Genomic DNA, 20,124 nt, shown 5'->3' with positions numbered 1-20,124 from the left:
GAAGGGACAACTGTGAAACTCAAGCGCATCGGCGCTCCCGTGGCTCTCCTTGCCGCCGCCGCCATCTCTCTCACCGCGTGTGCGGCGAACGAAGGCAGCACTCCGTCGACCACGACGGCAAAGGCCTCCAACCTCTCCGGCACGTTGAACGGCATCGGCTCGTCCGCCCAGGGCGCGGCGCAGACCGTCTGGGCCGCCGGCTTCCAGCAGGCCAACCCGAAGGTCACCATCAACTACGACCCGCAGGGCTCCGGCGCGGGCCGCAAGAGCTTCATCTCGGGTGCCGCGGACTTCGCCGGCTCGGACGCCGCGCTGAAGGACGAGGAGCTCGCCTCCACGTTCGCCGGCTGCGCCGCCAACAGCAAGGGCATCGACCTCCCGGTCTACATCTCCCCGATCGCCATCGCGTACAACGTGGACGGCGTGAAGGACCTCAAGCTGGACGCCGCGACCATCGCCGGCATCTTCTCGGGCAAGATCACCACCTGGGACGACGCCAAGATCAAGGACCAGAACTCGGGCGCCACGCTCCCGTCGGCCCCGATCACGGTCGTGCACCGCTCCGACGACTCGGGCACCACGCAGAACTTCACCGACTACCTCGCGGCGAACGCCCCCGACGTCTGGACCGCTCCGGCCGGACAGACCTTCCCGTTCCAGGTCGGTGACGCAGCCAAGGGCACCTCGGGTGTCGCGGACGCCACCAAGAACGCGAAGAACTCGATCACCTACATCGACGAGTCGGGCTCGGCGGGCCTCAGCATCGCCCAGCTCAAGGTCGGCGACAACTACGAGAAGATCAGCGCCGACGGTGCTGCCGCCGTGGTCGCCGCCTCCCCGATCGCCGACGGTCGCGAGGCCAACGACCTGGCGATCAAGATCAACCGCAAGGACACCTCCAAGGGCGCCTGGCCGCTCGTGCTGGTCTCCTACGTGATCGCCTGCCAGCAGTACAAGGACGCCAGCAAGGCGGAGCTGGTCAAGGGCTACGTCGACTACATCATCTCGGGCGACGCCCAGAAGGCCGCCGCAGAGCAGGCCGGCTCGGCCCCGCTGTCGAGCGACCTGTCCGACAAGGTCTCCAAGGCCGCGGCCAGCATCAAGTAACAACGGACCGCTCGGCCTGGGCTGCACCACAGCCCGGGCCGAGCGGCGCTTCCGTCCTCAGCCGCCCTCGCGGGCGCACCCGATGAGAGAAAGCAAGGAATGACCGCCGGAACCGCAGGAGCCATCAGGCCGAAGGCGAAGGTCCGCCTCGGCGACCGCGTCTTCTCCAGCAGCACGATCGTCGCGGGGTCCCTGATCCTCGCCACCCTGGCCGCTGTTGCGATCTTCCTGGTCGTCCAGAGCATCCCGGCCCTCTTCGCCGGCGCCGGCGAGCTCCCCAACAACGCCACGAACTTCTGGTCCTGGGTGTGGCCGCTCGTCTTCGGCACCATCTGGGCCGCCATCATCGCCCTCCTCATCGCGACGCCGCTCTCTCTCGGTATCGCCCTCTTCATCTCGCACTACGCGCCCCGCCGGGTCGCCTCGGTGCTGGGCTACATCATCGACCTCCTCGCGGCCGTTCCGTCGGTCGTCTTCGGCCTCTGGGGCATCGCGACGCTCTCCTCGTTCGTCCAGCCGTTCTACGTCTGGCTGGGCGACAACCTCGGCTGGATCCCCCTCTTCGCCCCGCCGGTCTCCGGCACCGGGCGCACCATCCTCACCGCCGGACTCGTCCTGGCCGTCATGGTCATCCCGATCATGACCGCGATCTGCCGAGAGATCTTCCTGCAGACCCCGCGCCTCCACGAGGAAGCCGCCCTCGCCCTCGGTGCGACCCGCTGGGAGATGGTGAAGATGGCCGTGCTGCCCTTCGCCCGCAGCGGGATCATCTCGGCCGCGATGCTCGGCCTCGGCCGCGCCCTCGGCGAGACGCTCGCCATCGCGATGGTGCTGTCGCCGGCCCTGATCGTCAAGATCGCGGTGCTGCAGGCGCAGAGCCCGAACACGATCGCGGCGAACATCGCCCTGCAGTTCCCCGAGGCGACCGGCATCGGCGTGAACGCGCTCATCGCCTCCGGCCTCGTGCTGTTCGTGGTGACGCTGCTCATCAACATGCTCGCCCGCTACATCGTCAGCCGCCGCAAGGCCTTCTCTGGAGCGAACTGATGGCCACCACGACCGCGACCGCCGCCCCGCGTCCCCTCGCGAACTCCTACACCGCCGGCAAGCTGCCCGGCTGGGCACCGTGGACGATGCTCGTCGCCTCCTGGGTCGTCTTCGTGGCGATCTTCGCCATGCTCGCGGCGAGCGGAGCCACCAAGGACTTCAACATCGTCGGCGCCGTGTTCTTCGGAACGGTGCTGTTCGACATCGCGATCTACACCACCTCCCTGCTGGTCGAGGGGCGCCGCAAGGCGGCGGACCGGCTGGTCACCTCGCTGGTGGCCACCGCGTTCATCATCGCGCTGCTCCCGCTCATCTCGCTCGGCTGGACGGTGGTCGCCCAGGGCCTCGCGCGCTTCGACATCGCGTTCTTCTCCGAGTCGATGCGCAACGTGATCGGTGACGGCGGCGGCGCCCTCCACGCCATCGTCGGAACCCTCGAGATCACCCTCATGGCTGCGGTCATCTCCGTCCCGATCGGCCTGCTGACCTCGATCTACCTCGTGGAGTACGGGCGCGGGATGCTCGCACGCGGCATCACGTTCTTCGTCGACGTCATGACGGGCATCCCGTCGATCGTCGCCGGACTCTTCGCCTACGCGCTGTTCGCCCTGTTCTTCGGCCCGGGCATCCGCAACGGCTTCATGGGCGCCGTCGCGCTGTCGGTCCTGATGATCCCCGTGGTCGTCCGCTCCTGCGAGGAGATCCTCCGGATCGTCCCCAACGAACTGCGCGAGGCATCCCTCGCCCTGGGCGTCCCGAAGTGGCTGACGGTGCTCAAGGTCGTCCTGCCGACGTCGATCGCCGGCATCGTGACCGGTGTCATGCTCGCGATCGCCCGCGTCATCGGCGAGACGGCTCCCCTGCTGATCGTCGCCGGCTTCACCACCAGCATGAACTACGACCTCTTCAACGACCGGATGATGACGCTCCCGGTGTTCGTGTACACGCAGTACACGCAGGCGGCCGGGCTGCACGCGCAGGCCTCCATCGACCGGGCCTGGACCGGGGCGCTCGCCCTGATCATCATCGTGATGCTCCTGAACCTGGTCGGCCGCATCATCGCCAAGGTCTTCGCTCCCAAGTACGGCCGCTGACCCGCGACCGCCACCCGAAAAGTCAAGGAAAAAAGTGTCCAAGCGCATCGAAGTCAACGACCTCAACGTCTACTACGGCAACTTCCGTGCCGTCGAAGGCGTGTCGCTCACCATCGAGCCCCGCACCGTCACCGCATTCATCGGTCCGTCGGGATGCGGCAAGTCGACGTTCCTCCGCACGCTGAACCGCATGCACGAGGTCATCCCCGGCGCGTACGTCGAGGGCGAGGTGCTCATCGACGGCAACAACCTCTACGGTGCCGGCGTCGACCCGGTGCTGGTGCGCCGTCAGGTCGGCATGGTCTTCCAGCGGCCCAACCCGTTCCCGACGATGAGCATCCGCGACAACGTCCTCGCCGGCGTGAAGCTGAACAACCGGCGGATGTCGAAGAACGAGGCCGACGAGCTGGTCGAGTCGTCGCTCCAGGGTGCCAACCTGTGGAACGAGGTCAAGGACCGCCTGAACCTCCCGGGCTCCGGCCTTTCGGGCGGCCAGCAGCAGCGTCTCTGCATCGCCCGCGCGATCGCTGTCTCCCCCGACGTCCTGCTGATGGACGAGCCGTGCTCGGCGCTCGACCCGATCTCCACCCTCGCGATCGAGGACCTGATCGAGGAGCTCAAGAACGATTACACGATCGTGATCGTGACGCACAACATGCAGCAGGCGTCGCGCGTCTCGGACCGCACCGCGTTCTTCAACATCGCGGGCACCGGCAAGCCGGGCAAGCTCATCGAGTACAACGACACGAACCAGATCTTCTCCAACCCGACCGTCCAGGCCACCGAGGACTACGTCTCCGGCCGCTTCGGTTGATCCGCCTCGGGCCCGATGCGTCGGGCCCGCGAGCACAGGGAAAATGCCGCCTCAGCACGTGCTGGGGCGGCATTTTTCCTGTGCTCGGGGGCTAGTCGGCGGGGCCGGTCGGGGGCCTGCTAGGAGGCGATGGTGACGAGGGGCTGGGTCGTCGGCTTGTCGGAGCCGCCGCGCGGCTCGACGGTCACGCCGACGGTGTCGCCTGCGGCCATGTCGCCGGTCAGGACGCGCCAGCTCGATCCGGAGGCGGCAGGGTCCAGGGTCCCGGCGGGGATCGCGGTTCCGTCGCGCATGTACCAGAGCTCGTACGTCTTGTTGTCCGGGAGGGCCGGGAGGTCGTTGGCAACGAGGGCGGAGCGCCCGAGCTCGCCCGACCACACGAGGGTGGCTGTTCCGCCGCCGGCGACCTCCGCGGTCGCTCTCTGAGCGTCCGGCGCTGCGTTGATCTCCGCCAGCGCGGACGCCTGCTGCGATTGGTAGGAATTGGTGCCCGAGAGGGTCGAGCCCACGAACGCTCCGCCGACGAACAGGACCACGGCTGCAGCGGCGGCGGCCAGGATCAGCCCCGGGCGCTGGAACCAGCGGCGCTGCGCGGCGCGCTCGGCACGGCCGGGCTGCGCGGCCGCAGGAGCCTGCTGCTCCGGCAGCGGGTCGGGCTGTTCTTCGACGCTCTGTTCTCCGACGCTCTGTTCTCCGACGCTCGACGCCGCATCCTGAGCCGGCAACTGCGGGGTGTCCGCAAGCCGGGCGAACAGAGCGGCCTTCAGTTCGGGGCGCGGTTCGACCGGTTCACTCGAGAGGGCGAGCTGGGCCGCGACGTCTTCGAACACGCGAGCCTCCTGCTCATCGTCCGCCCCGAGGCGGTAGCCGAGGCGTGCGTCGTCGTGCGCGCTCAGGCGCTCGTCGTCGGTCATGTCGTCACCCCCAGTTCCTCTCGCAGCCGTATCATCGCATCGCGCAGCCGAGTCTTGGCTGTGCCTAGCGGGATCCCCAACTCCGCTGCGACCTCCGACTGGCTCAGACCGCCGTAGTAGGCCAGGGTGACGGCTCGGCGTTGCGGCTCACTCAGTTTCGCCATCGCCACCTCCACCCTCTCGTGCTCCACACGAACCTCCACTGTCTCGGCCACCTGGTCGTAGGCGGTCGGCAGATCACGGATGCCCACGGCCGTATCCCGGTCGCGCGACGCCTGGGAGGCGCGGATCCGGTCCACGGCGCGCCGGTGTGCCATCGTCATGATCCACGTCTGCGCTCGACCCTTATTCGGATCGAAACGGGTAGCGGATTGCCACGCCTCGAGGAAGACTTCCTGGGCCACTTCCTCGGACTGGGCCGCGTCGATGAGCAGGCGACGGATGAGGCCGAGGACCCGCGACGCGGTCAGGTCGTAGAAGCGTGAGAACGCCTCCTGGTCGCCGGTCGCCGTGCGGACGAGGAGAGCGTCGAGATCGACCGCAGGGGCGTCGTCCACGTCGTCTCCGCTTCTCATCCGGTCTGCCGGCGCATCATGCGCTGTTCCTGACAGAAAAGTGCCGGGCCGCAGAACGCCTCTCGGCGCGAGGCCGCTCGGAGCGGCTAGTTTTGGAGCCCGGGGTTACTGCGGCCCGGCGACATCCAGTGTACAGGAGCGGTTCCGCGAGCGCCGGGCGTGGCGTTCGCAGCCCGAGAACGGGAAATCCGGGCATACCCGGTTGACGGCCGGCCGTGGTCAGTCGAGGGAGTCGGAGCGCCACAGCCGTGCGCACGCGGCCAGCTCCTCCGCCGTGCGCGTGAAGCGCAGCGCGCGCGTCGTGAGTTCGCTCGCGCGTTCCGGGTCGAGGACGTCGCGATCGTCGGCCACCGACGCAGCACCGGCGGCGGCGACGCGGCAGAAAGCGGCGGCACGATCGAGCGCCACGGCGAAGTCGCCCTCGAACAGCCCGCGCAGGATGCGGTCGGCCAACTCGGTGATCTCCGTCGGGCCGGTCGGGTTGGGCGCCCCCGCAACGACGGCATCGATCGACCCGAGCACCTCGCTGCCGCGCTGGTACAGGTAGGCGGTGCCCTCCGCATCCTGCCGGATCAGAAGTCGCAGCAGGTAGATGCGCCACAGGGCGCCGGGCAGGGTGCGTGGATTCGACCGCGACCACAGTTCGGCGAGCGCGTCGATGCCGTGCGCGTCGGTAAAGGCGACCAGGCGGTCCACGACCTCCGGATCCGGGTTCTCGCGGACGCGCGCCAGCAGAGCGCGCGCCGTCTCGTGCGCCACTCGGGTGATCTGCGCAGGATCCTCGCCGCCCATGAAGGCCTCGAACATCCCGCTCGTGAACAAGGCGGGCTTGTGGAAGCGGTCAGACATCCTCCCATTCTGCCCCTGCGACCAGACCGGGTGAATCCACGCTAGATTGGACAGCGAGGGCCTGTAGCTCAGTTGGCAGAGCATCGGACTTTTAATCCGCGGGTCGTGGGTTCGAGCCCCACCGGGCCCACCCTTCCCCGCGTCTGGCACTTCACTGAACGGTGACGTAGGAAGATCGTCTTGGATCTCCAACGGACTGCGGTAGGGCAGGAGAGTCGGGCCAGGGGCGACGGATCTCCGACGTCCGGCGCGGGATCTCCGACGGAAGCGGGCGGGCGCCTGTGCGACTCGTTACGTCGGAGGATCGGCCGCGAAACTCCGACGGACCGCGGTGGGGCAGGAGATTTAGGCGTGCGGGCGGCGGATCTCCGACGATGGGGGCGGGATCTCCGACGGAAGGCGGGCGCGCCGGCACGCGGGGGCGCGCGCCTACGCGACGCCGGTGACCCTCGTGCGCTCGAGCAGGTAGCCGACGCCGACCGCCCCCGTGATGCAGAGCATCACGGGGACGAGCAGGTCGGGGCCCTGGTTCGTGAACTCCATGGTCAGCAGTAGCGCGGTGAGGGGGGCTCGCATCGTCACGGCGAGGAAGGCGGCCGCGCCGATCAGCGCGAAGGCGGGGAGCTCGGCGCCGGGCCAGAGGAGGTTCCAGGCGGCGCCGCCGGCGAGGCCGAGGCCGGCTCCGATCGCCAGGGACGGGGTGAGGGTGCCGCCCGCGGCGCCGGCGCCGATGGTGCCGACCGTCGCCGCCGCCTTGACGACCGTCATCAGCAGGATGAGCAGCACCGGTACGGACGCTGCGAACGCCAGCTGACCGAGCGCGCGCCCGTTGCCCAGGATGGCGGGCAGCCAGAGGGAGGCGACACCGACCGCGACGAAGGTCAGCGGCATCACGATCAGGATGCCCCACGACTTCGGGCGGTGATCCTGCGCGAAACGGGCGGCACGGACGAAGCCGATGGCAGCGAGCCCGAGCAGCGGGCCGGCCAGCACCGACCAGACGACCACCGTCGGGGTCAGGTGCATCTCTTGCACCAGGTACAGCGGGTTCGCGGGCACCCAGATGCGCGCGACCAGCGCCGCGATCGCGGACGCGGCGAACGCGGGCAGCACGGTCGCGAAGCTGATCTCGGCCAGCAGGATCTCCACGGCGAACACGGCCCCGCCGAAGGGGACGTTGTACACGGCGGCGAGGCCGGCACCGGCGCCGCAGGCGACCAGGATGCGCCGCTCCCGCGCCGATACGCCCGCGCGCTCCGCCAGCCAGCCGGCCCACAGCGCCCCCACCTCGCGCGGCGCGACCTCCCGGCCGATGGAGGCGCCCAGCCCGACGATGATCACCTGCAGGGCGGCGTTGAGGAGGGTGACCACGGGAGGCATCCTGCGGCCGTTGACCGCCTGCTCCACGGACACCACGGCGTGCGCCGGAGCGCGCCGTCCCCAGCGACGCAGCGCCCACCATCCCACACCGCCCAGGACGCCCGCGACGGCGAGCGCGACGACGCGATTGACGGGCGGCGCATCCAGGAGGCCCTCGAAGAAGTCGCCCTCGGAGTAGCCGAAGGCGAGGTGCTGCAGCGCGTGGAGGCCCAGGTACACCAGACCGCCCCCGACGCCCGCGCCGACGCCGACGAGCGCGGTCACCACGACGAGGCGGATGACCCAACGCGGCGCAACGGAGCCGGGCGCGAATCGGGCGGAGGGCACCAGCCCAGCGTATCGGGAGGAGGAGCCGCAGGACCGGGGGCGGAAATTCGGCAAACAACCGTTCACCTGTGACCGCTAGCGTGTCGCCGTGGCCATCACTCAGGACGGGACTCCCGAGCTCGAGCGCGAGGCGCCCCTCGCCCCGGTGCCTCGTCCTGCGTCACATTCGCCGCGTCGGTCCGTCGTCATCCGCGGAATGACTTCTCTGACAGCCCGCCTCTGGCCCGCGTTGCTCGCGCTCGCGCTCGGCTGCGCGGCGGCGATCGCCATGCTGACCGTGGCGCTGAATTCCGAGTTCCCCCTGTTCGCGGAGGCGTCCGCGGCGCGCGGGCGGGACTGCGCCACGATCCGCAGCGCGCGGCATGCGCTCGACCCGGCGCTGCAGATGCACCTGGCGGCCCTGGCCCCGCATCCCGTCGAGGCGGGGACGGGCATCCAGGACGCCGTGGCGGCATTCGAGTCGGAGACCAGCGACATCGGCACCGCCTCGGTCGCGACGGCGCTCGGCGAGGTCGACCGCCGGCTCGACGAGCTGGCCACAGCGGTCGGAGGAGCGGCGCTCGCTCAGGACCCGGCCGATGCGATCGCAACGGCCACGCGCGCACAGGCCGACGTGCAGGCCGCGTGGGAGGGCGCGATCGCCCGCGTCTGCGCCTGAACCCGGACCTCCCGGGTCAGCTCCCCGTCAGCGCTCCGACGGTGAGGAGCGAGATCGACTCGGACGTGCACGCGGTCTGCCCCGGGTACGCGATGAAGAGCGACGCCGTGGACCCGGGCGGATACACGCGGAAGCCGTCGGCCGGCTTCGGCTTGCAATCCGCATCGGGGTAATTGAGCGCCTGGGTGATCTTCAGCGGCGCCTGCGCGGTCCCGCCCGGTTTCAGCACGACGGTGGGATGCGGCGTGCTGCGGTCGAACTGCGCCGCAGCCCCCAGCTGCGTTCCGTTGCCGTCGCCGACGAAGGAGACGCCCGGCCAGCCCTGCAGGGAGCACTCGGCGGAGCCGTTGTTGGTGAGCACGAGGGTCACCTCGACGCTCCCCGCCGCTCCGCCGCTGCCCTGTGCGATCGAGCCCGCGAGGTTGCCGGTGTCGCACTGGCCCTCGATCGGAACGGCGGTGCTCGTGCCGGTGGGGCGCGGCGACGACGTGGGAGTCGCGGAACCGGACGCCGACGCGGTGCCGGTGGTCGGTGCCGAGCCGGGCGTCGCGCATCCCGCCATGGCGAGGGCGAGCGTGAGAGCGACGGCGGCCGGGCCGGCGACGCGGAGGGTCCTCATCCTGGTCATGAGCCCATCCAACAGGGCGTGCGGCGCAAACGCACGCGACCCGCCGAAGCGGCCCGCGTGAGCCGCTACCGCCTGCCTGTTCCCCCAGGCGGCTGGCAGGATGGAGGCATGAGGTCGATCGGAAGCTGGATTGCGCGGTGGTGGACGATCGTGGTGCCAGCCATCGGTGTCGTCGTGCTGGTCGCTTTCTGGGCGGTCGAACTGAATCCGGTCGCCGTGGCCGTCATCGCGATCGTCCTGGCGGGAACCGTCCTGGCGGCGGTGCAGCACGCCGAGGTGGTGGCGCACCGGGTGGGCGAGCCGTTCGGTTCCCTCGTGCTCGCCGTCGCGGTGACGGTCATCGAAGTGGCTCTGATCGTCACGCTGATGACGACGGGCAAGGACTCCCCCGAACTCGCCCGCGACACCGTGTTCTCCGCAGTCATGATCACGATGAACGGCATCGTGGGGCTGTCGCTGCTGCTCAGCGCATCCCGGCACGAGTCGACGAAGTTCAACGCGCAGGGCAGCGGAGCCGCTCTGGCGACGGTCACGGCGCTGGCGACCCTGACGCTGGTGCTGCCGTCCTTCACCTCCAGTCCCGGGCCGGTCTTCTCGGCGCCGCAGCTCGCGTTCGCCGCCATCGCCTCCCTCGCCCTCTACGGGATGTTCGTGTTCACGCAGACCATCGCCCACCGCGACTTCTTCCTCCCCGTCGGGAGCAAAGGGCAGCCCCTCACGGAGGACGACCACGCGGACGCCCCCTCGAACCGCACGGCGCTGATCAGTCTCGGGCTCCTCGTCGTCTCCCTCGTCGCGGTCGTCGGTCTGGCCAAGCTGGAGTCGACCCCGATCGAGCGGGCCGTCACGGGACTCGGCCTTCCGCAGTCGTTCGTCGGCGTGGTCATCGCGCTGCTCGTGCTGCTCCCGGAGGGCATCGCGGCGTCGAAGGCGGCCGTCCGCAACCGCGCGCAGACGAGCCTCAACCTGGCGCTCGGCTCCGCGATCGCGAGTATCGGGCTCACCATCCCGGCGATCGCCGTCGCCTCGATCTGGCTGCCGGGCGCGCTGCACCTCGGACTCGGAGCGAGTCAGATCGTGCTGCTGGTGCTGACGGTCCTGGTCAGCATCCTCACCATCGTGCAGGGACGAGCCGTCCGGCTGCAGGGCGGCATCCACCTGGTGCTGTTCGCGGCCTTCATGTTCCTGTCGGTCGCGCCCTGAACGCGGGCAGACCGCGGCGGGGTTAGACCGCGCCGGGATCAGGCCGCAGCGGTCGCCGCGTCGAAGAGCAGTTCGGCCGCGCGCCGCGCGGCGTCAGGCGTTCCGCCGCGCATGGCCGCGCTCGCGGACGCACCGTCGAACAGCAGCGTCAGCTGCACCGCGAGGAGGTGCGCATCCCCTGCGCCCGCGGCGACGGCCTGGCGCTCGAAGTACGCGGTCAGCTCCTCTTTGAAGTGTCGCGCCACGACCGCGGCGGGATGCTCCCGGTCGCGCAGTTCGGTCGCCACGTTGACGAATGGGCAGCCGAAGAAGTCGGACACCTGCGCGGCTTCATGCAGGGCGTCGAAGACGTGGAGGACACGTTCACGCGGCGTTCCCTGGTCATCGTCGGCGAAGTAGCCGGCGACGACGCGGGGTCCGTACTCCTGGAGCATGGTCGCCACGATGGCGTCCTTCCCCTCGAAGTGCTGGTAGATCGAGCGCTTCGAGACCTCGGCCTCCTGAGCCAGGCGGTCGACGCCGACGGCGTTGACGCCCTCGCGCACGAACAGCTCCGCTGCCGCGGCGAGCACACGCTCGCGCGGCTTGGGCTTCGGAAGGGCGGCTGCGGACGTCACGGTATCGATTCTAGAGAATCGGCTGCGAAAAGTAAACCGATCTGTGTACATTGCTGATACACCGATCGGTGTACTTTTCGGAAGGATCCTCATGACCGACATCACCGGACGCGTCGCCCTCGTCACCGGCGCCAACCGCGGCCTCGGCGCCGCATTCGTCACCGCCCTCCTGGAGCGCGGCGCGAGCAAGGTCTACGCCGCCGCCCGCCAGCCCGAGTCCGTCGTCTTCGACGACCCGCGCGTCGTCCCGCTGGCCCTCGACGTGACGGATGCTGACAGCATCCGCCGTGCAGCGGAGGCGGCCGCGGACGTCACAGTGCTCGTCAACAACGCGGGCATCGCGGCCGGCCAGTCGCTCGTGACCGGCGACCTCGACGTCATCCACCGCGAGTTCGACACGAACTTCTGGGGTCCCGTGCTCCTCGTCCGCGCGTTCGCGCCGGTGATCGAGGCGAATGGAGGCGGTGCCGTGGTCAACATGCTCTCTGCCCTCAGCTGGCTGGCATTCGACTCGTACAGCGCGACCAAGGCCGCCCTCTGGTCGGCCAGCAACTCGGCACGACTCGAGCTGGCACCGGCCGGCATCCAGGTGGTGGGAGTCCACGTCGGCTACATCGACACCGACATGGCCGCAAGCGTCGACGGCGACAAGGTCCAGCCGCGCGAGGTCGCCGCGGAGGCGCTCGACACGGTGGCCGACGGCGGGGCGGAGGCGATCGTCGGCGACACCGCGAAGCACGTCAAGGCGCGGCTGAACGAGGACGTCCGCGCGCTCTACCCCCAGCTCGCCAGGTAAGCCTCGCCGCCGAAGCCCTCGGGCCGGATGCCCCAACTCACGTTCCAGGTCTCGCCCGGCTCCAGCCAGCGCAGCCCGCGACCCGAGTTGAGGGCGTCGGCCGGGGCGGTCATCGGCTCGATCGCGAGCGCCACACCCCCGGGCTTTGTGGCGAACGAGCGGTGGGTGAAGACTTGCACGTAGCGGAACGCCTCGTCGCCCCAGAGCACGACACGGCGTCCGTCATCGGCGGCGAGCGCGTGCTCGACCGGCCCGTCCGGCAGGTCGGCGTACCCGGTGTCGAGGTCGAGTTCGCTGACCCGGCGGCCTCCGGAGAGGTCGAACGGCGTGTCCTGCACCGGGAGCTCGGCGGTCGGGTTGCTCCGCGCATCCACCTCGAACCGGGTCCGCGCGGAGACAGTAACCGTCAACTGCTCCGGCGGGACGTCGGCGATGCGGAGGTACGGATGCGCCCCTACCGCCACCGGCGCAGGGGTGTCGCCGACATTGGTGACGCCGTGGGTCACCTGCAGCCCCTCGGTGTGGAGCTCGTGGGTGACGCTCGTGTCGAGCAGGAACGGGTACCCCGGCTCCGGGTAGATGGTCGCCGCCTGCGTGACCGTCGAGTCCGTGCGGTCCACCAGGTCGTAGGGGCGGCGACGCAGCAGGCCGTGGATGGCGTTGCGCTTCGCCGGCTCGGTGAGGTCGAGCTGGCGCGGCTCGCCGTCGTGCACCCAGCGGCCGTCCGCGACGCGATTGGGCCAGGGCACGAGCACGATCCCGCACGCCGACGGCGGCTGTGCCTCGGCCGGGTAGGGCTCCGTGAGGTCGGATTCGGCGAAGCGCAGCGAGCGGATGCCCGCGCCCACCTGGACGATGGTGGCGCTCAGGTCACCGAAATCGAGTTCGTACTGTTCACCGGTCGCGGGTCGCATGGCACCAGGTTAGGCCTCAGGCGACACTCACCGGGAGTCCGGCTTCGCGCAGTGCGGAGACGGCTGCCGGAGAGGCGGATGCGCCCGTGATCAGCTCGGCCACGTCATCCACGGCGGCGATCCGCCCCAGGTGCGTACGGCCGAGCTTGCTGCCGTCGGCGACGACCACCGCGCGCTCCGCCGAGCCCACCATCACCCGCTTGAGGTCGGCTTCCGGCAGGTTGACGTTGGTGATGCCGCCGGAGGGATGCACTCCCGTGCAGCCGATGAACGCAAGGTCGGCGTGCACCCGCTCGAGCAGGACGGCGGCGAGAGGTTCGACCAGCGAGTGCTGAAGCGGGCGGAGGGTCCCGCCCGTCACCACGACCTCGAAACGCGGGATGGCGCGCTCCAGTTCCAGGGCGATGGTGAGGCCGTTGGTGATGACGGTCACACCATCCAGGTCGTCGCGCTCGACGAGGGCTCGGGCGATGGCCGCCGTCGTGGTCCCCACATCCAGGAGGACGCTGCTCCCGGAGGACACCATCGCCGCTGCCGCCTGTCCGATGCTGCGCTTCTCCTCGGCGGAGGACTCCATCGCCTCCTCGAAGCTGGGCTCGCGCATCCCGGCGGTCAGCAGCATCGCGCCGCCGTGGACGCGACGGATGCTCTGCTGGCGGTCGAGCGCGTCGAGGTCGGTGCGGACCGTGACGTCGGACACCTGGAACGCCTCGCTGAGGTCGGACACGCGGGCGAACCCCGCCCGGCCGATCAGCTCGAGCATCCGTTCGCGGCGCAGCGCAGCCGGCAGCGGTTCGCTCATGACCCCATCGTGAGGCGCTTGCGATTGCTTGTCAATACGAAAGCTGATGCGTATCCTGGCTTTCGTAATCGAAAGGAACCCATGGCCGCGATCACGAAGCGTCCCACCCGGCTCTCCGACGGGCGCGACCTCATCTACTACGACGACGCCGACACGACGCTGGGCCCGGAGCGCAAGCCGGACCTGCGTGAGCCGGCGCCGCGTCCCGCCACCGCGACGATGCGGATGGACCCGCTCACCGGAGAGTGGGTCTCGATCGCGGCGGCGCGCCAGAACCGCGTGATGCTTCCGCCGGCCGAACTCGACCCGCTGGCGCCGGCCAGCCCCAGCAACCCCTCGGAGATCCCCGACCTGTACGACGTGGCGGTGTTCGAGAACAAGTCGCCGTCGTTCGGTCCGCTGCTCGAAGACCCGAACGCGCCCGAGGGACTCGACGACCTGGCGCAGGTCGGACTCGAGCGCACCCGCACGTCCGTCGGCCGCTGCGAGGTCGTCTGCTTCAGCCCGGCGACCACCGGTTCGTTCGGCAGCCTCACGCCGTCCCGCGCGCGCACGGTGATCGAGGCCTGGGCCGACCGGACCGCCGTGCTCTCCGCGCTGCCGGGTGTCCGCCAGGTGTTCCCGTTCGAGAACCGCGGTGAGGCGATCGGCGTGACGCTGCACCATCCGCACGGGCAGATCTACGCGTACCCGTACATCACCCCGCGCACGTCCGCGCTCATCCGTTCGCTCGACTCGTATGGCCCGACGCTCTTCGCCGACATCCTGGAACGGGAGCGCGCGTCGGACCGCGTCGTGCTCGCCGGCGAGCACTGGACCGCGTACGTTCCGTTCGCCGCGCGCTGGCCCATCGAGATCCACGTTTTGCCGCACCGCCACGTCGCCGACCTCACCGAGACGAACGCCGCGGAGCGCGACGAACTGGCCACCCTGTACCTGCGGGTGCTGCGCGGAGTCGACGCACTGTACGACTCCCCTACCCCGTACATCGCGGCCTGGCACCAGGCGCCCGTCGGCGTGCGACGTGACGAGATGCGGCTCATGCTGCAGCTGACCTCGCCGCGCCGCGGCGCGGATAAGCTGAAGTTCCTGGCCGGCTCCGAAGCCGCCATGGGCGCGTGGGTCGGCGACATCCCCCCGGAGCAGGCGGCAGCCGCCCTCCGCGAGGCGGTCGCCCGCGCCGACCGGGACAACCCGGTGGGCGCGCTGCCGGTCGCGGTTTCGGGACTCGTCACCGAGCCCGCTGCCGCCACCGACTCCCCTACCGCCCTCCCCGACCACCGAGAGGCAGACCGATGACCGACATGCGCACCGGCGTCCGCGACGACTTCACCGCCGTGTTCGGCCGCGAACCCGACGGCGTGTGGTCCGCTCCCGGCCGCGTGAACCTGATCGGCGAGCACACCGACTACAACCTCGGCTTCGTCCTCCCGTTCGCGATCAACCGCCGGACCGTCGCCGCGCTCGGCGCGCGCGACGATCGCACCATCCGCGTCGGCAGCACCTTCGCCGACGAACTGGTGGAGGTGTCCCTCGACGAGCTGACGTCGGACGGACTCAGCGGGTGGTCCGCGTATCCGCTCGGCGTCGCCTGGGCTCTGAGCGAGTTCGGCGCCGACCTCGCGGCGGTCCCGGGCGTCGACATCCTCATCGACTCGAACGTGCCCGTCGGCGCCGGACTGTCGTCGTCGGCCGCGATCGAGAGCGCGGTCGCGGTCGCCCTCAACGAGATCTGGCGGCTGGGTCTCGACCGCCGCACGCTCGCCCGCGTCGGTCAGCGCGCCGAGAACGTCGCTGTCGGCGCGCCGACCGGGATCATGGACCAGTCCGCGTCGCTCCTCGGCGAGCGCGACGCCGCGGTGTTCCTCGACTGCCGGTCGCTGGGCTCCGAGGTGGTGCCGCTCGGACTCGAGGCGGCGAGTCTCGAGATCCTCATCATCGACACGGGTGTCACCCACGACCACGCGACGGGCGGGTACGCGGACCGTCGCGCGTCCTGCGAGAAGGGAGCGCGCATCCTGGGCGTCGAGGCGCTGCGGGATGTGTCGGTCGACGACCTCGGCCGCGCCCGCGAGCTGCTCGACGACGTGACCTTCCGCCGCGTCCGCCACATCGTGACGGAGGACCAGCGCGTGCTCGACACCGTCCGGACCCTGCGCGAGCAGGGGCCGGCGGCGATCGGCGAACTGCTGGACGCCTCCCACGTCTCCATGCGCGACGACTTCGAGATCTCGGTCCCGGAGCTCGACCTGGCGGTCGAGACCGCGCAGGCGAACGGGGCGATCGGCGCGCGGATGACGGGCGGCGGCTTCGGCGGCTCGGCCCTGGCGCTCGTGCCGAGCGACGCGCTCAGCCGGGTGCAGGTGGCGCTCGACGGCGCCTTCGCGGAGCACGGTTTCGGCCAGCCGGACGTCTTCACGGTGAGCCCGTCGGAGGGCGCGCGCCGCGAATCCTGACGCCGAGGTGCTCGTTGTTGCGGCGGCCGACGGCGTGTCGAGCGCAACGACGAGCACCTCACGCGTTCATCTGCGGTTTACCCGGCGGCGCGAGGATGTGACGCGTGAGTGGACAGCGCGTGAACGACCCTGTCGTCGACTGGCTGGATGCGGACACCGTGCAGATCCGGCAGCCGAAGGCATCCCACTGGGAGGCGCCGTTCCTCTACCTGCTGTTCGGGCGTGAGCGCGCGCTCCTGATCGACACCGGCGCCACCTCGGACGAGGCGGTGTTCCCGCTGCGGGCGACCATCGACAGTCTGATCGCCGACTGGCTGCGGCGCAGGCCGGCGGTGTTCGTGCGACCCTACCCGCTGGTCGTCGCGCATTCGCACGCGCACGGCGACCACATCGCCGGGGACGCCCTGCTGCGCCGGCGACCGGGGACGCGGGTCGTCGGCACCAGCCCGGCGGAAGTCATCGGGTACTTCGGGTTCCGCTCCTGGCCGGATGAGACGGTCACCTTCGACCTGGGACGCCGGCTGATCGACGTGATCGGCGGACCCGGCCACGAACCGTCCGCCGTCGTCTTCTTCGACCGGCAGACGGGCATCCTGTTCACCGGCGACACCGTTCTCCCCGCGCACCTGTACGTGCGCGACCTGCCGCAGTTCCGCGCGACCATCGAGCGGCTGATCCGGTTCCGCGACGACCCGCCCGCGCCGGTGCGCGAGCTGCGCGGCGCCCACATCGAGATGTCGAGCGCGCCGGGCGTCCACTACCCTCCGGGGACGGTCGACCAGCCGGACGAGGCGCCCCTCCCGCTGCGCCCGGGGATCCTCGACCGGGTGCTGTCCGCGCTCGACGACCTCCGCGGCGAACCCGGCGAGCGGGTGGTGCGCCGCCGCTTCATCGTGGTGCTCGACCGCTAGCGGTCAGCCCGCGGAGGCCGGCCCTTCGACCGGAGTGGGCTCGCCGCCTGTGAGGCGCAGGAGCTCGTCGAACGTCGTGGGGAAGACGGTGTGGGCGTGGCCGGCGGCCGCCCAGATCTCCGGGTAGTCGGCGAGGGCCTCATCCACCAGGGTCCGCAGCGGCTCGGGGTGGCCGACCGGGGCGACGCCGCCGATCGTCTGGCCGGTCGCCGCCCGGACGGTGCCGGCGTCGGCCCGGCGGATGCGGCCGCCGAGGCGTTCGCCGAGGAACGCCGTGTCGACGCGGTGGGCGCCGGAAGTCATGACGAGCAGCGGCTCACCGTCGAACGTGAAGACCAGCGAGTTCGCGATCGCGCCGACCTCCACGCCGAGCGCCTCCGCTGCGGCGACGGCGGTCGGAGTGGCCGTCTCGAACCAGCGCACGCGCGGCTCGACGCCTGCCGCACGCAGGGCGGCCTCGACCCGCTCCACAGCGGGATGGGTCCGGTCGCCGGTGTCCGTCACGCCCGTTCCCGCTCCGCCGACTCCACGACGTTCTGCAGCAGCAGCGCGCGGGTCATCGGGCCGACGCCGCCGGGGTTCGGCGACACCCACGACGCGACCTCGGCCACGTCGGGTGCCACGTCGCCCGCGACGACGCTCTTGCCGGTCACCGGGTCCTCCACGCGGCTGACGCCCACGTCGAGCACGACGGCGCCCGGCTTGACGTTCGCCGCGGTCACGAGCCCCGCGACGCCTGCCGCGGCGACGATGATGTCGGCGCGGCGCAGGTGCGCATCCAGATCCCGGGTCCCGGTGTGGGTCAGAGTGACGGTCGCGTTGAACTCGCGCCGGGTGAGCAGCGCGCCGATGGAGCGGCCGACGGTCACCCCGCGTCCGACGACCACGACGTCCTTGCCGCTGATGTCGATGCCGTGCCGCAGCATCAGCTCGATCACCCCGCGCGGAGTGCACGGCAGCGGCGACGTGATCGGACGGTTGACGTTGAGCACGAGGCGACCGAGGTTGGTCGGGTGCAGGCCGTCCGCATCCTTCGCCGGGTCGACCAGCTCGAGGATCGCGTCGGTGTCGAGGTGCCCGGGAAGGGGCAGCTGGACGATGAAGCCGGTGCAGTCCGGGTCGGAGTTGAGCTCCTCGACCACGGCCTCGAGTTCGGCCTGCGAGATGTCGGCCGGGAGGTCGCGGCGGATGGATGCGATTCCCACCTCGGCGCAGTCGCGGTGTTTGCCGGCGACGTACCACTGCGAGCCCGGGTCGTCGCCGACGAGGATGGTGCCCAGTCCAGGGACGATCCCCTGCTCGCGCAGGACGCTCACGCGCTCCTTGAGTTCCGCCTTGATCTCGGCGGCGGTCGCCTTGCCGTCCAGAATCCGTGCCGTCACGGGTCGTCCTTTCGCTGAGCCCGCGAGCACAGGGAACACGCCGCGTATCCGTGGATGCGGGGCGGTTTCCCTGTGCTCGGCGGCTACGGGGTGGTCAGATCGAGGAGGGAAGCTCGACGGGGAAGCCCTGCTGGCCGGACGGGGTCAGGCCGGGGTAGAGCGGGAAGGCGGCGGTCAGCGCGTCGACGCGGGCGCGCAGCGCCTTCGTGTCGGCGCCGGGGCGCAGCGCGAGGGCGATGATGTCGGCCACCTCGGTGAACTCGGTGTCGCCGAAGCCGCGGGTCGCGAGCGCCGGGGTGCCGATCCGCAGGCCGGAGGTCACCATCGGCGGGCGCGGGTCGAACGGCACGGCGTTCCGGTTCACGGTGATGCCGACCTCGTGCAGCACGTCCTCGGCCTGCTGGCCGTCGAGCTCGGAGGTGCGCAGGTCGGCGAGCACCAGGTGCACGTCGGTGCCGCCGGTGAGCACATCCACGCCCGCCGCGCGCGAGTCGTCGGCGGTGAGCCGCTCGGCGAGCAGCTGCGCGCCGCGGATGGTGCGCTCCTGGCGGTCCTTGAACTCCTCCGTCGCCGCGAGCTTGAACGCGGTCGCCTTGGCGGCGATCACGTGCATGAGCGGGCCGCCCTGCTGGCCGGGGAAGACGTTGGAGTTGAGCTTCTTCGCCAGCTCCATGTCACGGCTGACGATGAAGCCGGAGCGGGGGCCGCCGATGGTCTTGTGGACGGTCGAGCTGACGACGTCCGCGTGGGGCACGGGCGAGGGATGCAGCCCCGCGGCCACGAGGCCGGCGAAGTGCGCCATGTCCACCCAGAGCTTCGCTCCGACCTCGTCCGCGATGGCACGGAAGGCGGCGAAGTCGAGCTGGCGCGGGTAAGCCGACCAGCCGGCGATGATGACCTGCGGCTTGTGCTCTAGCGCCTTGTCGCGCACGACGTTCATGTCGACGAGGAAGGTCTCGGGGTCGACGCCGTACGAGACGGCGTTGTAGAGCTTGCCGGAGAAGTTCAGCTTCATGCCGTGGGTCAGGTGGCCGCCGTGAGACAGCTCCAGGCCCAGGATGGTGTCGCCGGGCGTCGCGATGGCGGAGAGCACCGCGGCGTTCGCCGACGCACCGGAGTGCGGCTGGACGTTGGCGTACTCGGCGCCGAAGAGGGCCTTGGCCCGGTCGATCGCCAGCTGCTCGGCGATGTCGACGTACTCGCAGCCGCCGTAGTAGCGACGGCCCGGGTAGCCCTCGGCGTACTTGTTGGTGAGCACCGATCCGACGGCTTCGAGCACCGCGCGCGGCACGAAGTTCTCGGACGCGATCATCTCGAGGTAGTCGCGCTGGCGGCCCAGCTCGAGCTGCAGCACCTCTGCGATCTCGGGATCGACCTCGGAGAGTGGGGCGGTGAAGGTGGAGGGCAACGTGTCGGTCAAAACCGGCTCCTTCGTCAGGGGTGGACCATCTGCGTATCGACCCAGGCGCGCGGCCGAATCCACCCGTGTACAAGGAGGTTGCGTGTCGCTCCCCGATGGTGACCATCTGAGCGCCAGTTGCGACGAGGGCAAGCATAGCAAAGGGTGCTCCGACCGGAACCCTTGCCCATAAGTTAGGACCCCTGCAATACTCGCTGTGGCCGACCTACGCGGGGCGGGCGGTGTCGGCC

At 70.5% G+C, this 20,124-nt stretch carries 21 protein-coding genes, 1 tRNA gene and 1 riboswitch; of the genes, 11 read left to right on the top strand and 11 right to left on the bottom strand.

The window, feature by feature from the left end; all coding sequences use genetic code 11:
- The first annotated feature begins 12 nt into the window (after positions 1-12).
- The 4 genes from pstS (at position 13) to pstB (ending at position 4,062) form a co-directional block, all read left to right on the top strand.
- Positions 13-1,107 (top strand): phosphate ABC transporter substrate-binding protein PstS, encoded by a 1,095-nt coding sequence (gene pstS / locus QRN40_RS11985; protein ID WP_285115872.1) that lies wholly within the window; start codon positions 13-15, stop codon positions 1,105-1,107.
- Positions 1,108-1,206: 99 nt separating this feature from the next.
- Positions 1,207-2,154, top strand: coding sequence for a phosphate ABC transporter permease subunit PstC (pstC, locus tag QRN40_RS11980; protein ID WP_285115871.1), 948 nt, complete (start codon positions 1,207-1,209; stop codon positions 2,152-2,154).
- Positions 2,154-3,248, top strand: a complete 1,095-nt coding sequence (gene pstA, locus QRN40_RS11975) for a phosphate ABC transporter permease PstA (RefSeq protein ID WP_285115870.1) — start codon at positions 2,154-2,156, stop codon at positions 3,246-3,248. The genes pstC and pstA overlap by 1 nt, the downstream gene beginning before the upstream one ends.
- Positions 3,249-3,282: 34 nt before the next feature.
- Positions 3,283-4,062, top strand: a complete 780-nt coding sequence (gene pstB, locus QRN40_RS11970) for a phosphate ABC transporter ATP-binding protein PstB (RefSeq protein WP_285115868.1) — start codon at positions 3,283-3,285, stop codon at positions 4,060-4,062.
- A 119-nt stretch (positions 4,063-4,181) separates the two neighbouring features.
- Here the strand turns inward: pstB and QRN40_RS11965 are convergent, their stop codons facing one another.
- From QRN40_RS11965 to QRN40_RS11955, 3 genes are all read right to left on the bottom strand, one after another.
- Positions 4,182-4,976 (bottom strand): anti-sigma factor, encoded by a 795-nt coding sequence (locus QRN40_RS11965; RefSeq protein ID WP_285115866.1) that lies wholly within the window; start codon positions 4,974-4,976, stop codon positions 4,182-4,184.
- Complete coding sequence (sigK, locus tag QRN40_RS11960; RefSeq protein WP_285115865.1) at positions 4,973-5,551, bottom strand: ECF RNA polymerase sigma factor SigK; 579 nt, start codon at positions 5,549-5,551, stop codon at positions 4,973-4,975. The genes QRN40_RS11965 and sigK overlap by 4 nt, the downstream gene beginning before the upstream one ends.
- Positions 5,552-5,770: 219 nt before the next feature.
- A complete protein-coding gene (locus QRN40_RS11955) occupies positions 5,771-6,400 on the bottom strand; it encodes a DNA-directed RNA polymerase subunit beta (protein ID WP_285115864.1) in 630 nt (209 codons plus the stop codon).
- Positions 6,401-6,457: 57 nt separating this feature from the next.
- Here QRN40_RS11955 and QRN40_RS11950 point away from each other — a divergent pair.
- Positions 6,458-6,530, top strand: a tRNA-Lys gene (locus tag QRN40_RS11950).
- 299 nt (positions 6,531-6,829) lie between these two features.
- On the opposite strand, the gene QRN40_RS11945 is transcribed toward QRN40_RS11950, so the two are convergent.
- The gene (locus QRN40_RS11945; RefSeq protein WP_285115863.1) at positions 6,830-8,107 is read right to left on the bottom strand and encodes a chloride channel protein; all 1,278 of its coding nucleotides are present in this window, start codon (positions 8,105-8,107) and stop codon (positions 6,830-6,832) included.
- Positions 8,108-8,303: 196 nt separating this feature from the next.
- On the opposite strand from QRN40_RS11945, the gene QRN40_RS11940 reads away from it, so the two are divergent.
- Positions 8,304-8,765, top strand: a complete 462-nt coding sequence (locus QRN40_RS11940) for a transporter (protein ID WP_285115862.1) — start codon at positions 8,304-8,306, stop codon at positions 8,763-8,765.
- Positions 8,766-8,781: 16 nt separating this feature from the next.
- Here the strand turns inward: QRN40_RS11940 and QRN40_RS11935 are convergent, their stop codons facing one another.
- Complete coding sequence (locus tag QRN40_RS11935; RefSeq protein ID WP_285115861.1) at positions 8,782-9,393, bottom strand: DUF4232 domain-containing protein; 612 nt, start codon at positions 9,391-9,393, stop codon at positions 8,782-8,784.
- A 108-nt stretch (positions 9,394-9,501) separates the two neighbouring features.
- Between QRN40_RS11935 and QRN40_RS11930 the strand changes: the two genes are divergently transcribed.
- Positions 9,502-10,596, top strand: a complete 1,095-nt coding sequence (locus tag QRN40_RS11930) for a calcium:cation antiporter (protein WP_285115860.1) — start codon at positions 9,502-9,504, stop codon at positions 10,594-10,596.
- Positions 10,597-10,634: 38 nt separating this feature from the next.
- On the opposite strand, the gene QRN40_RS11925 is transcribed toward QRN40_RS11930, so the two are convergent.
- Complete coding sequence (locus QRN40_RS11925; RefSeq protein ID WP_285115859.1) at positions 10,635-11,213, bottom strand: TetR/AcrR family transcriptional regulator; 579 nt, start codon at positions 11,211-11,213, stop codon at positions 10,635-10,637.
- Positions 11,214-11,304: 91 nt separating this feature from the next.
- Here QRN40_RS11925 and QRN40_RS11920 point away from each other — a divergent pair, with 91 nt between their 5' ends.
- Positions 11,305-12,009, top strand: a complete 705-nt coding sequence (locus QRN40_RS11920) for an SDR family oxidoreductase (RefSeq protein WP_285115858.1) — start codon at positions 11,305-11,307, stop codon at positions 12,007-12,009.
- Here the strand turns inward: QRN40_RS11920 and QRN40_RS11915 are convergent.
- Positions 11,988-12,923 (bottom strand): aldose 1-epimerase family protein, encoded by a 936-nt coding sequence (locus QRN40_RS11915; RefSeq protein WP_285115857.1) that lies wholly within the window; start codon positions 12,921-12,923, stop codon positions 11,988-11,990. The two genes, QRN40_RS11920 and QRN40_RS11915, sit on opposite strands and share 22 nt — an antisense overlap.
- Positions 12,924-12,939: 16 nt before the next feature.
- Positions 12,940-13,725, bottom strand: coding sequence for a DeoR/GlpR family DNA-binding transcription regulator (locus QRN40_RS11910; protein ID WP_285115856.1), 786 nt, complete (start codon positions 13,723-13,725; stop codon positions 12,940-12,942).
- Positions 13,726-13,806: 81 nt separating this feature from the next.
- Here QRN40_RS11910 and galT point away from each other — a divergent pair, with 81 nt between their 5' ends.
- The 3 genes from galT to QRN40_RS11895 all read left to right on the top strand — a co-directional run bounded on the left by galT (position 13,807) and on the right by QRN40_RS11895 (position 17,092).
- A complete protein-coding gene (gene galT, locus QRN40_RS11905; protein ID WP_285115855.1) occupies positions 13,807-15,024 on the top strand; it encodes a galactose-1-phosphate uridylyltransferase in 1,218 nt (405 codons plus the stop codon).
- On the top strand, positions 15,021-16,181 hold the full coding sequence (galK, locus tag QRN40_RS11900) for a galactokinase (RefSeq protein WP_285115854.1): 1,161 nt from the start codon (positions 15,021-15,023) through the stop codon (positions 16,179-16,181). The genes galT and galK overlap by 4 nt, the downstream gene beginning before the upstream one ends.
- A gap of 104 nt (positions 16,182-16,285) precedes the next feature.
- Positions 16,286-17,092 carry an MBL fold metallo-hydrolase gene (locus tag QRN40_RS11895; RefSeq protein ID WP_285115853.1) on the top strand — a complete coding sequence of 269 codons (807 nt, stop codon included), beginning with the start codon at positions 16,286-16,288 and terminating at the stop codon, positions 17,090-17,092.
- Between the two features lie 3 nt (positions 17,093-17,095).
- Here QRN40_RS11895 and QRN40_RS11890 read toward each other — a convergent pair whose 3' ends face one another.
- From QRN40_RS11890 to glyA, 3 genes are all read right to left on the bottom strand, one after another.
- A complete protein-coding gene (locus QRN40_RS11890) occupies positions 17,096-17,596 on the bottom strand; it encodes a YbaK/EbsC family protein (RefSeq protein WP_502878914.1) in 501 nt (166 codons plus the stop codon).
- Positions 17,593-18,474, bottom strand: coding sequence for a bifunctional methylenetetrahydrofolate dehydrogenase/methenyltetrahydrofolate cyclohydrolase (locus QRN40_RS11885; protein WP_285115852.1), 882 nt, complete (start codon positions 18,472-18,474; stop codon positions 17,593-17,595). The genes QRN40_RS11890 and QRN40_RS11885 overlap by 4 nt, the downstream gene beginning before the upstream one ends.
- Before the next feature lie 94 nt (positions 18,475-18,568).
- A complete protein-coding gene (glyA, locus tag QRN40_RS11880) occupies positions 18,569-19,894 on the bottom strand; it encodes a serine hydroxymethyltransferase (protein ID WP_285115850.1) in 1,326 nt (441 codons plus the stop codon).
- Positions 19,895-19,926: 32 nt separating this feature from the next.
- Positions 19,927-20,025: riboswitch (ZMP/ZTP riboswitch) on the bottom strand.
- Positions 20,026-20,124 lie beyond the last annotated feature (99 nt).

The organism is Leifsonia sp. fls2-241-R2A-40a (assembly GCF_030209575.1).
GTDB lineage: Bacteria > Actinomycetota > Actinomycetes > Actinomycetales > Microbacteriaceae > Leifsonia.
Note: the sequence above shows the minus strand (reverse complement) of the source record. Positions and strands in the feature narration are given on the sequence as shown.